Source organism: Gordonia hankookensis, assembly GCF_014673215.1.
GTDB lineage: Bacteria > Actinomycetota > Actinomycetes > Mycobacteriales > Mycobacteriaceae > Gordonia > Gordonia hankookensis.
On the sequence record NZ_JACWMS010000005.1, the window covers coordinates 1 to 12,272 of the forward strand.

Genomic DNA, 12,272 nt, shown 5'->3' on the forward strand with positions numbered 1-12,272 from the left:
AGTTACGGCGGCCATAGCGGAGGGGAAACGCCCGGTCCCATTCCGAACCCGGAAGCTAAGCCCTCCAGCGCCAATGGTACTGCACCCTAACCAGTGTGGGAGAGTAGGACACCGCCGAACACAACTCGAGCAACGGCCTCGTATTCATTCGAAAGAATCGAATACGGGGCCGTTGCCATGTCTTCTCCACGACGCCGATATTCTGACTCGGGACCGGCGTCCGCCCGGGGAGACCATTCGATTCCGAACTTCTGGCTTCGAGGCATAGATTGGCTGCTATGAGTGATCGTGACCGTCCCCGCCGACGCGATGCGGGTCCAGGGCGACCGAATCGTCCCACCAGGGGCACCGGGTCGGCAGGCCGGCCGGACGAACCGGCATTGCCGGTCGACGTGGCAGCCTCAGATCTGGACACCGATGTACGTCGTGATCTGCTGACGCTCGACAAGGCCAACGCCGAGAATGTGGCCCGCCATCTCGTGATGGTGACGCGCCTGCTCGACGAGGATCCGCCGCTCGCGCTCGAACATGCCCGTGCGGCACGTCGCCGGGCTGGCCGAGTGGGTCTGGTCCGGGAGACCATGGGCATCGCCGCGTACAACGCGGGTGAGTGGCAGGAGGCCCTGTCGGAGCTCCGTGCCGCGCGTCGGATCACCGGTAACACCGCCCTGCTGCCGCTGATCGCGGACGCGGAGCGTGGGCTGGGACGGCCCGCTCGTGCTGTGGAGATCGCACGCAGCGAGGACGGCCGGGCGCTCACGGGCGACGAGGCCACCGAGATGCGGATCGTCGAATCGGGCGCGCGAATCGATCTGGGTGAGCCGGGTAAGGCAGTGGTCACGTTGCAGTCCGAGGACCTGTCCCCGGGCCGCTCGGGCACCGGACCGGCCCGCCTCTACTACGCGTACGCATCCGCTTTGCATGCTGCGGGCCGTACAGACGAGTCGATCACCTGGTTCATGAATGCTGCGTCGGCCGACGTCGACGACGTCACCGATGCCGAGCTGCGACTCGTCGAGCTGTCCTCAGACGATGCGGATGACGATTCGGTCCCGGCAGGCGATGCTGCCCTGCCCGGCGAGGACCTCGTCGACGAGCCCCTCGGAGTCGCAGTCCACGAGAACCCGGCCGACGGCCGCCCGTCCGACGGTGTCCGGACGACGCCGGTCGACGCGACGACTCCGGATGGCCCGGATGGCCCAGCGGGGCGTGACAGCGCCGCGGACGACACCGCCGCGCGGGTTGCTGTCGCCCCGGAACCGGCACATCGAGCTCCCGCCGAGTCCGGACGCGCACGTGACGCTGCGACGCCGGTCGCGTCCGACAACACGTCGCTTGCAGCTCGCTACGACGCATTGCTGCTCGACCTCGACGGCACCGTCTTCGCGGGCCAGCGGGCCCTGCCGGGCGCCCGCGAGACTCTCGAGACCGTGGAGACCGCGCGATATTTCGTCACCAACAATGCGAGCCGCCGGCCGTCGGAGGTGGTTGCTCACCTGGTCGAGCTCGGTTTCGCGGCGACCGAGGATCAGGTGGTCACCAGCGCGCAATCGGCTGCACGGCTGCTCTCCGAACACCTCGAGCCCGGTTCACGCGCGCTCGTGATCGGAACCGACGGTCTCGCCCAGGAAGTTCGCGAGGTGGGGATCGGCGTCACGCGAAGTGCCGACGACCGCCCTGCCGCCGTCATCCAGGGGCACTCGCCCGATACCGGTTGGGCCCAGCTGTCGGAGGCGGCGCTGGCAATCAACGCCGGTGCTCTGTGGATCGCCTGCAACACCGACGCCACCTTGCCGTCTGAGCGAGGAAAGCTGGTCGGGAACGGCTCGATGGTCGCCGCGGTAGCCCACGCCACCGGTCAGCAGCCGCTCGTTGCGGGCAAACCGGCTGCGCCGCTGATGGCTGACGCGATAGCGCGCAGTCGTGCTTCGCGACCGCTCGTGGTCGGTGACCGGCTGGACACCGACATCGAGGGCGGGCACTCGGTGGGCGTCGACAGCGTGTTGGTCCTGACCGGGGTGAGCTCGGTGACGGATCTCCTCGTCGCGCCTCCCGAACAACGGCCGACCTATGTGATCTCGGATCTCACGGGTCTCTATCACGACGCCGACACCGTGCGAGCCGGCGACCACGACGGTTGGCGGGTCGAGTTCGACGGGCCGACGGCCACGGTGAGCCGCGTCGGCTCTGCGACACCGCAGAGCCTCATCCCGGCTCTCGCATCGGCGGTGTGGTCGGCCATCGACGAAGGTGCGCTCGACCCGGCCGACCTGTCGATCACCGGTTCCGACACCGAAGTCCGTGGCGTCCTGGAGTCCGTCGGCGTCGGTCGGATGCGCTAGCGTTGGTCCCACCATGACCGAACCGGGCGAATCAGGACGCGACGAGCAGCCGACCGGCTCCTCGTCGGTCGGTTCGGCATCGAACGGGCCGGTCCCGGGTCCACGACCCGGTCCACACCTGATGCCGCGGACCACCGGTGGCCCGTCGAACGGCGCCGACGACGAGACTCCCGTGGTGGTCGATCCCGATACCGTCACGGATACGGTCGCGCAGCTGCTCGTGGAGGTCGATTCGGTACGGCAGGCCGCGGGCGAGACCTTTGATCTGGCAGCACTGGCCCGTCAGACCGAACTCCTCGAACGGGCGCACGATGTGTTGACGACGGCACTGGAAGACGTCGATCCCCGATGACGGGCTGCTGACAGGTGGCCCCACGTGCGCGCCTCGACGCCGAGCTCGTCCGTCGCGGCCTGGCCCGGTCGCGCGAGCAGGCCCGGTCGTTGATCGCCGACGGGCTGGTCAAGGTCAACGGTGTCGTCGCAGTGAAACCGGCGACCAACGTGGGCCGCGACACCCCGATCCTCGTGTTGGAGACGGTGTCCGATGATTGGGCGTCTCGCGGCGCGCACAAGCTGCTCGGTGCGCTCGACGAGTTCGAACCACAGGGGCTGTTGGTCGGTGGTCGCCGCTGTCTGGATGCGGGGGCGTCGACCGGTGGGTTCACCGACGTTTTGCTGCGGCGCGAGGCGGCCGAGGTGGTGGCCGTGGACGTGGGTTACGGACAGCTGGTCTGGCGGCTCCAGAATGACCCGCGGGTCACCGTGCACGACCGAACGAATGTCCGGCGACTCACCCCCGAGGAGATCGGCGGCCCGGTCGATCTGGTGGTCGCGGATCTGTCCTTCATCTCGTTGGCATTGGTCCTGGCCGCACTGTCCGCGTGCACCAAGACGGGGGCAGACCTGCTGCCCATGGTGAAACCTCAGTTCGAGGTGGGCAAAGATCGTGTCGGTGCGGGCGGGGTGGTGCGCGATCCCGACCAGCGGATCGATGCGGTGCTGGCGGTGGCGCGTCGAGCGCGTCAGTTCGGCCTGGAGACGCGCGGCGTGGTGGCCAGTCCGCTGCCCGGACCATCGGGAAACGTCGAATACTTCTTGTGGTTGCGCAAGGTCGGCGACGAGCGGCCGCCCCAGATCCACAACGTCGACGGCGATGTCGTGAACGCCCGGCCCGGCGCGGAACCGTCGTCGCCGGATAGTCTCGAAGACCGAACGGACGCGACGGGTGGCACGGCCGAAGGCGTCGCTCCCGCCCCGGGGACGTCCGACGATCCGGCGCTGATCGAGATGATCACCCGGGCCGTCGAGAACGGGCCCCGCTGACACACGAAGGGACCATTGTGGCCATGGACGCGGCCGCCGATCGGGCGGGTCATCGAGAGTTCTTGGTGGTCGCTCATACCGGGCGGGAAATCGTCACGCAGACGATGGACGCCATCGCGCGCCATTGCGCCGGGGCCGGGGTGAGACTACGTGTGGTCGACCACGACACCAAGGCTCGCGAACAACAGATCGACGTGGTGGACGTTGCGCCGGAGATCAACCCACCCGAGAGCCATCCCGTCGATCCCGAGCATCTGCGTCGCATCGGCGCCGCGGTCGAGGTCACGTCGGCGATACCGGCGTCCGCGGAGGGATGCGAGGTGGTGATCGTCCTCGGTGGCGACGGAACCTTCCTGCGTGCCGCCGAGCTCGCCTATCCCGCGCAGGTGCCGGTCCTCGGCATCAACCTGGGACGTATCGGTTTTCTTGCCGAGGCAGAGGCCAATCGCATCGACGAGGTGATGCAACAGTTGATCGACCGCGATTATCGAGTCGAGCCGCGAATGACCCTCGACGTCACGGTGATCGATCCGGCCCAGCCGGACCATCCGCCGGTGCGGAGTTGGGCCCTGAACGAGGTCGCGATCCTGAACAAGACCAACAACGGTGTTCTCGAGCTCGTCACCGAGGTCGATGGCCGCCCCGTGTCGGCATTCGGCGCCGACGGCGTCCTGGTGTCGACGCCGACGGGGTCGACCGCCTACGCGTTCTCCGCAGGCGGCCCGGTGATGTGGCCTGATCTGGAGGCCATGCTCGTGGTGCCGAGCAACGCTCACGCTCTGTTCGCGCGTCCGCTGGTCACCAGCCCGCGGTCACGTATCGCAGTGGAGATCGACAAGGGTGGCAGGTCGGCTGTGGCACTGTGTGACGGGCGAAGACGCATCGATGTCCCGGCGGGGGCACGTGTGGAAGTGGTCCGCAGCGACCGTTCGGTGCTGTGGGTGCGTATCGACTCGGATCCCTTCACCGACAGATTGGTGACAAAATTCGATCTACCGGTGACGGGCTGGCGGGGGAGGCAGACCTAGACGTGCTGGAAGAACTCTCGATCGAAGGCCTGGGTGTCATCGAGCAGGCCTCTGCTCAATTCCATCCCGGGTTCACCGTGCTGACGGGCGAGACCGGTGCGGGCAAGACGATGATCGTCACGAGCCTGCACCTGCTCTCCGGTGCCCGCGCGGATGCCACCCGGGTCCGCTCCGGCGACACCAAGGCGACGGTCGAAGGTCGCTTCCGTCTCGCTGACGGAGGCTCGTCGCCCGGACACGGCGGTGACCCGGTGGTCGAGGAGATCCTGGAGTCGTCCGGCGCCGACGTCGACGAGGACGGCACCGTGATCGCCGTGCGATCGGTGAACGCCGATGGGCGGTCCCGGGCCCATCTCGGCGGACGCTCGGTGCCGGTCGGCGTGATGGGCCGACTGACCAATCAGCTCCTGGCCATCCACGGTCAGAACGATCAACTCCGGCTGCTGAAGCCCGAACACCAGCGGGCCGCTCTCGACACGTTCGCCGGGTCATCGGTCGCAGGGCCGTCCGACGCCTACCGTGCTGCCCGCGACTCCTGGATCGAGGTGCTCGACGAACTCGACGCACGCCGGACCAATCATCGTGAACTGGCACAGGAAGCCGATCGTCTGCGCTTCGGCGTGGACGAGATCGCCGCCGTCGACCCCCAACCCGGCGAGGACGCCGAGTTGGCTGCGACGATCCGTCGGCTCTCCGATCTGGAGACGATCCGTGCCGCAGGGGCCGAGTCGCGCGAGATCGTCGCGGGAGACGCCGGATCGGTCGTCGACGGTCTCGGCCAGGTGCGGACGATCCTCGAGACGGCCGCCGACGACTCGCTGCGTGATCTGCTGCCGCGGGTGTCCGAGGCGTTGACGGTGATCACCGACGTGGGGGAGGAGCTGACCTCCTTCTTGGCCGACCTCCCCGCCGACGCCGACGAACTGGACAAACTGCTCACCCGCCAGGCGGAGTTGAAGGCGCTGGTGCGGAAATATGCACCCGACATCGACGGGGTGATCGCCTGGCGGACCGCCGCCGAGCTCCGGCTGACCGAGATCGACGACCCGCAACAATCCATCACAGAGCTCGAAAACGCCGCCACCGCAGCACAGGCGAAAGTGCAGGATGCCGCCGCCGCCCTTCACCGCCGCCGGAAGACTGCGGCGAAATCGATGGCGTCGAAGGTGTCCGCGGAACTCGGCGGACTGGCGATGGGTGACACCACGCTCGCGGTGGATGTCGCCGTCGAGCCCGCGGCCGCCGACGATCGGCTGGCGATCGAGCTCGACGGTCACCGGGCACATGCAGGCAGCGCAGGTGCCGACCGCGTCGAGTTCGCGTTGCTGGCGCACAAAGGTGCCACGCCGCTGCCCATCGCGCGGTCGGCCTCGGGCGGCGAATTGTCGCGGGTGATGCTTGCACTCGAGGTGGTCCTGGCCGAACCGACCAGCGGATCGATCATGGTCTTCGACGAGGTCGATGCCGGCGTGGGCGGACGTGCTGCCGTCGAGATCGGACGGCGGCTGGCCGGCCTGGCCCGGGCACATCAGGTGATCGTCGTGACCCACCTGCCACAAGTGGCGGCATTCGCCGACAACCACCTGGTGATCGGCAAGAACTCGGGTGGCGGACGTAGTCGTCGACAGCACACGAGCACGGTGCGCACCCTGGATCGTGACGAACGCGTGGCCGAGCTCGCGCGGATGCTGGCAGGACTCGGTGATTCGGACACCGGGCGAGCGCACGCGGAGGAACTCCTGGCGACCGCCGAAGGCGAGAAGCAGGACCGCGACGACTCCTAGGTCCCGCCATTGGGTGTTACTCATGTGACAAAAGTTGCAGTTGTTGCGGCGCGCCTCCCCATGCTGTCGCGGCCGCATGGTGATCATGGGCGTCATGAAGATGCCTGCCCTGCTTGCCCGTACGACCGATGAACTCCCTGGTGTCTCCGGAATAGCCAGGATCGACAAGAACACCCGCCGGTTGCTCGATCGGATCGGCCCCGGCGACATCGCCATCCTCGACGAGGTCGACCTGGACCGGATGACCGCTGACGCCCTGGTGCAGGCCAACGTCGTCGCAGTGGTCAACGCGTCCAGGTCGATCTCCGGCAGGTATCCGAATCTCGGTCCGGAGGTGCTCGTCGCCTCGGGCATCGTCCTGCTCGACGACGTGGGTGACGAAGTCTTCAAGCGGGTGAAGGACGGGGCCAAGCTCCGCATCGACAACGATCGTCTGTACGTCGGGGAACGACGTCTCGCGCTGGGGCAGCAACTCGAGGAACGCGACATCGCGGACTTGATGATCGAGGCGAAGACCGGGCTGGTCGATCATCTGGAAGCATTCTCGGGCAACACGATCGAGTTCATCAGGAGCGAGTCGCCGCTGTTGATCGACGGGGTCGGGGTACCCGACATCGACGCCGACCTCGCGGCGCGGCACGTGGTGATCGTGGCCGACGGGGCGGATCGGGGTACGGACCTGCGCGCACTGAAGCCCTTCATCAAGGAGTACTCACCGGTCCTCATCGGTGTCGGGGCCGGTGCCGACACCTTGCTGAAAGCCGGGTACAAGCCAGCCGTGATCGTCGGCGATCCCGACGAGATGAAGGCGGCGACGCTCAAATGCGGTGCACAGCTGGTACTTCCGGCGGACACCGACGGCCACGCCCAAGGATTGGCACGTATTCAGGATCTGGGGGTCGGCGCCACGACGTTCCCCGCGGCGGGAGCCGCGGCAGATCTCGCCCTGCTGCTCGCGGATTACCACGGTGCGGATCTCATCGTGACGGTCGGTTACGGGGGAACGCTCGACGACTTCTTCGATCGCTCACGGCGCGAGAGCAATCCGTCGACCTTCCTGACCCGTCTCAAGGTCGGTCCGAAGCTGGTGGACGCCAAGGCCGTCGCAACGCTGTATCGGAGCCGGATCTCGGGTGCTGCGATCGCCTGCGTGGTGCTGGCCGCGCTGATCGCTGTGATCGCGGCGATCATGCTCTCCAACATGGGACCCGACGTGAGCGACTGGGCCGTCGCGCAATACCACAATGCCGTCGAGTGGGCGCGAGACGTCTGGAACAGGTGATCGATGATCTCTCTCAGGCAGCACGCGATCTCGCTCGTCGCGGTCTTCCTCGCGCTTGCAGTCGGTCTGTTCCTCGGGTCCGGCTTCATCGGGGATCGGGTCAACTCGGTCACCGGGACATCGCGGGACCGGATCGGCGACCTCGAGAAGCAACGCGACCAACTCAACGAGCAGGTCAACGCGGCCAACAGTTTTGACGCAGCCATCGGAGCGCGTCTGATCGCCGGCACCCTGAAGGGGCAGTCGGTGCTGGTCGTCAGTGCTCCGAACGCAGCGGACGCCGATGTGGACGCGGTCAAGGAGTCGATTGCGTCGGCGGGTGGGCGTTTCGCCGGACAGATCGCGCTGACCGATTCGCTGGTGCGCGACCAGAACGCGGAACAGGTACGCACGATCGTCGATCAGACGATCCCGCCCGGCGCGACGCTGCGCACCGAGCTCACCGATTCGGGAGGTCGTGTCGGTGACCTGCTCGGTGCGCTCACCCTGCACCGGGACGGGCAGTCGGCAGCATCGGCCGGGGACACCCGGCTGGGCCTGCAGGCCCTGCGCGAAGGCGGATTCATCGACTACGCCGACGGCGCGGTCTCACCGGCCGACCTGGTCGTCGTGGTCACGGGTGATCCGCTCGGTGCCGACGCCGGAGCCCAGGGTCAGTTGACCGCGCGACTCGCCGGTTCGATGTCGGCCCGCGGCCAGGGCGGTGCGCTGCTCGGCCGTACCGGTTCGGCGACGGGCGGATCGCCGATCGCCGTGGTGCGTTCTGATCCCGGCCTCGGCAACGCGGTGTCCACGATCGACAACGTCGACCAGCAGACGGGCCGGATCACTGCCGTGCTGGCCCTGGCGGACGAGGCGGACGGCCGGACGGGTGCCTACGGCACCGGGCCGGGCGCCAAGGCGATCACCGTGGGAGCCCAGTCGGGCCCGGCCGCCTGACGCGGTCGGGCGCCGTCTCACGGTGTGGCGTCCGTCGAACCGGCACAGAGGTGTTACCCTGGAGTCCCGTAGGTAATCAGGGTTTTCTGGCCTGGATCGGCCGACGGGAGACGCATTGCGACCACTTCGCCACGTGCACGACACCAAACACATCTTTGTGACGGGCGGTGTTGCGTCGTCCCTTGGCAAGGGACTGACCGCATCGAGCCTGGGACAACTTCTGACCTCTCGCGGCCTTCGCGTCACGATGCAGAAGCTCGATCCCTATCTCAATGTCGACCCCGGCACGATGAACCCCTTCCAACACGGTGAGGTGTTCGTCACCGAGGACGGTGCCGAGACCGATCTCGACGTCGGACATTACGAGCGCTTCCTGGACCGCAACCTCTCGCAGTCCGCGAATGTGACCACCGGGCAGGTCTATTCGACGGTGATCGCCAAGGAACGCCGCGGAGAGTATCTGGGTGAGACGGTCCAGGTGATTCCGCACATCACCGACGAACTCAAGTCGCGTGTCCTCGCGATGCGCGAGCCGGGCGAAGACGGTGAGGCGCCCGATGTGGTGATCACCGAGATCGGTGGAACCGTCGGCGACATCGAGTCACAGCCGTTCATCGAAGCGGCACGGCAGATCCGCCACGACGTCGGGCGCGACAACGTGTTCTTCCTGCACGTCTCGCTGGTCCCGTATCTCGCCCCTTCCGGCGAACTCAAGACCAAGCCGACCCAGCATTCGGTGGCCGCATTGCGCAACGTCGGCATCCAGCCCGACGCGCTCATTCTCCGATGCGATCGGGAGGTCCCCGAAGGTCTCAAGAAGAAGATCGCCCTCATGTGCGACGTCGAGCTCGAGGGGGTCATCTCCACGCCGGACGCGCCGTCGATCTATGACATCCCGAAGGTCCTGCACCGCGAGCAGCTCGATGCCTACGTGGTGCGCAAGCTGGGCCTGCCGTTCCGAGATGTGGACTGGACCGAGTGGGGTGAGCTCCTCAAGCGAGTCCACGATCCGCGGGAGACGGTGACCGTCGCGCTGGTGGGGAAGTACGTGGACCTGCCCGACGCGTATCTGTCGGTCACCGAGGCGATTCGCGCGGGTGGCTTCGCCTGGAGGGCGCGTACCGAGATCAAATGGGTCCCGTCCGACGACTGCGCCACCCCCGAGGGTGCGCAGGCTGCGCTCGGTGACGTGCATGCGGTGCTCATCCCCGGTGGTTTCGGGATCCGCGGTATCGAGGGCAAAGTGGGCGCGATCAGCTACGCCCGTAAACGCGGGATTCCGTTGCTGGGTCTCTGCCTCGGATTGCAGTGCGTGGTGATCGAAGCGGCTCGCGCCGCCGGTCTCGACGACGCGAGTTCGACCGAGTTCGATCCGGATACGCCCTATCCCGTCATCTCGACGATGGCCGACCAGGCCGACGCGGTGGCCGGCGAGGCGGATCTGGGCGGAACGATGCGGCTCGGTGCCTATCCGGCCTCTCTCGAACCGGACAGTGTCGTCGCAGAGGCGTACGGGACGACCCGGGTCTCCGAGCGGCACCGACACCGCTTCGAGGTCAACAACGGGTACCGCGACAAGATCGCGGCCTCCGGGCTGGTGTTCTCCGGGACCTCGCCCGACGGCCATCTCGTGGAGTTCGTGGAGTATCCGACGTCGGTGCATCCGTTCCTGGTCGCCACCCAGGCGCATCCGGAACTGAAGAGCCGGCCGACCCGGCCACACCCGCTGTTCCGCTCGTTCATCGACGCGGCACTGAAATACAAGGCTGCCGAACGGCTCCCGGTGGACATCGGTGACTACGAGCGTCCCGCCACGGGAGAGGTCGAGGACGCCGACGGTGCCGAGGAACGCGGCGCTTGAACGGGCCCGATCCCGACGTACGGTCAGGCGACGACGCAGTCGACAGGCAGCACGCGTTCACCGTCCAGGGGACCCGAACCGTTTACGACGGTGCGATTCTCACCTTGCGGGTCGACGAGGTCGAGATGCCCGGTGGGCGCGTCGCCGAACGTGAGGTCGTCGAACACTTCGGCGCGGTCGCGGTGGTCGCCCGCGACGCGCGGGGGCGGATCGCGATGGTCCGGCAGTACCGGCATCCGATCGGCAGGCGGCTACTCGAGCTGCCGGCAGGCCTGCTCGATGCCGGTCCCGGTGAGACCCCGCTCGCGGCGGCACAGCGTGAGCTGGCCGAGGAGGTCGACCTCGCCGCCGAGCACTGGCAGGTGCTCGTCGATCTCGACCTGTCGCCGGGTTTCACCGACGAGGCGCTCCGGCTCTACCTCGCGCAAGATCTTCGCGGACTCGAGGCCTCGGAGCGGCACGACGAGGAGGCCGACATGTCTGTCGAGTGGGTGGCCCTCGAGGACGCGGTCTCCCGGACCCTGTCCGGTGAGATCGTCAACGCGACGAGTGTGGCCGGCATCCTCGCGCTGGCAGCAGCCGATGCGCGGGCGACATCGCTGCGGGCGGTGACCGCGCCCTGGACCGACGAACCGACGGCGTTGCGTGAGCGCCGGGACCGGCGATGACGGGACACACGGTATCGACCGACAGCGCGGCGGAGCACGTGACCCGGTACCTCGATCACCTCACCGTCGAACGCGGCGCCGCCGCCAACACCGTCAGCTCCTATCGGCGGGACCTCGGACGTTATGCGGACTACCTCGGAGCACGGGGGATCGACTCCCTGGCCGAAGTGACCGAGAACGATGTCCGGGAATTCCTCGTGCAGCTTCGTCGTGGTGACCCCGACACCGGTTCGGCGCCGCTGGCCGACAGCTCGATCGCGCGGACACTCGTCGCGGTTCGCGGATTCCACAAGTTCGCCGCGGCCGAGGGCGTCGTCGAGGCGGATGTCGCCCATGCCGTCCGCCCGCCGCGTCCGGCCCGTCGCCTCCCGAAATCGTTGCCGGTCGACGAGGTTCTCGCGATTCTCGAATCGGCGGGGGCGCCCGATCATCCCCGTGCCCTGCGGGACCGGGCCCTGCTCGAACTGCTCTACAGCTGCGGTGCGCGGATCTCCGAGGCGACCGCCCTCGACGTGGACGACATCGACGCGACGACACGCGCGGTTCGACTGTGCGGCAAGGGCGGCAAGGAACGCGTCGTCCCGGTCGGCGGTCCGGCGATCGATGCGCTGGAGGCATACCTGGTGCGCGGTCGGCCGGCCCTCGCGAGCCGGGCGAATCCTGCGCTGTTCCTCAACGCGCGCGGTGGCCGGCTGTCCCGGCAGAGTGCGTGGCAGGTGTTGGCAGACGCCGCTGCACGGGCCGGCCTGGACAAGGCGGTGTCGCCGCACACGTTGCGGCACAGCTTTGCCACTCATCTACTCGACGGCGGTGCCGACGTTCGCGTCGTGCAGGAACTCCTCGGCCACGCATCGGTGACCACCACACAGGTCTACACCCTGGTGACGGTGAACACCATGCGCGAGGTCTACGCCACGGCCCATCCGCGGGCGCGGTGAGCGTCCACGGAAACGGTCCCGGGTCGGTTGTCGGCGATGCTCCGCCGAATCGGCCAGGTGACCCACTAGGCTGGGTCCTGTTCGAGGTCGAGACGAGAGATGGGAGC

Annotated in this window: 10 protein-coding genes and 1 rRNA gene; all 11 read left to right on the plus strand. The window is 67.7% G+C overall.

Annotated features, from left to right (window positions below):
- The first annotated feature begins 3 nt into the window (after nucleotides 1–3).
- Nucleotides 4–120, plus strand: a 5S ribosomal RNA gene (gene rrf, locus IDF66_RS20500).
- Nucleotides 121–278: 158 nt separating this feature from the next.
- On the plus strand, nucleotides 279–2,342 hold the full coding sequence (locus IDF66_RS20505; protein ID WP_190268408.1) for an HAD-IIA family hydrolase: 2,064 nt from the start codon (nucleotides 279–281) through the stop codon (nucleotides 2,340–2,342).
- Between the two features lie 13 nt (nucleotides 2,343–2,355).
- Nucleotides 2,356–2,694, plus strand: a complete 339-nt coding sequence (locus IDF66_RS20510; RefSeq protein WP_223309943.1) for a hypothetical protein — start codon at nucleotides 2,356–2,358, stop codon at nucleotides 2,692–2,694.
- Between the two features lie 14 nt (nucleotides 2,695–2,708).
- On the plus strand, nucleotides 2,709–3,665 hold the full coding sequence (locus IDF66_RS20515) for a TlyA family RNA methyltransferase (protein WP_190268409.1): 957 nt from the start codon (nucleotides 2,709–2,711) through the stop codon (nucleotides 3,663–3,665).
- Nucleotides 3,666–3,688: 23 nt separating this feature from the next.
- Nucleotides 3,689–4,693 (plus strand): NAD kinase, encoded by a 1,005-nt coding sequence (locus tag IDF66_RS20520; protein WP_203588804.1) that lies wholly within the window; start codon nucleotides 3,689–3,691, stop codon nucleotides 4,691–4,693.
- A 2-nt stretch (nucleotides 4,694–4,695) separates the two neighbouring features.
- Nucleotides 4,696–6,477 carry a DNA repair protein RecN gene (gene recN, locus IDF66_RS20525; RefSeq protein ID WP_190268410.1) on the plus strand — a complete coding sequence of 594 codons (1,782 nt, stop codon included), beginning with the start codon at nucleotides 4,696–4,698 and terminating at the stop codon, nucleotides 6,475–6,477.
- A gap of 94 nt (nucleotides 6,478–6,571) precedes the next feature.
- Nucleotides 6,572–7,759 carry a putative cytokinetic ring protein SteA gene (steA, locus tag IDF66_RS20530; RefSeq protein ID WP_164307873.1) on the plus strand — a complete coding sequence of 396 codons (1,188 nt, stop codon included), beginning with the start codon at nucleotides 6,572–6,574 and terminating at the stop codon, nucleotides 7,757–7,759.
- Between the two features lie 3 nt (nucleotides 7,760–7,762).
- Complete coding sequence (locus IDF66_RS20535; protein ID WP_190268411.1) at nucleotides 7,763–8,698, plus strand: copper transporter; 936 nt, start codon at nucleotides 7,763–7,765, stop codon at nucleotides 8,696–8,698.
- Between the two features lie 115 nt (nucleotides 8,699–8,813).
- A complete protein-coding gene (locus IDF66_RS20540; RefSeq protein WP_190268412.1) occupies nucleotides 8,814–10,559 on the plus strand; it encodes a CTP synthase in 1,746 nt (581 codons plus the stop codon).
- A gap of 95 nt (nucleotides 10,560–10,654) precedes the next feature.
- Complete coding sequence (locus IDF66_RS20545; protein WP_317628817.1) at nucleotides 10,655–11,227, plus strand: NUDIX hydrolase; 573 nt, start codon at nucleotides 10,655–10,657, stop codon at nucleotides 11,225–11,227.
- Nucleotides 11,224–12,165, plus strand: a complete 942-nt coding sequence (gene xerD, locus IDF66_RS20550; RefSeq protein WP_164307870.1) for a site-specific tyrosine recombinase XerD — start codon at nucleotides 11,224–11,226, stop codon at nucleotides 12,163–12,165. Before IDF66_RS20545 ends, xerD begins: the two co-directional genes overlap by 4 nt.
- The last annotated feature ends 107 nt before the right edge of the window (nucleotides 12,166–12,272 follow it).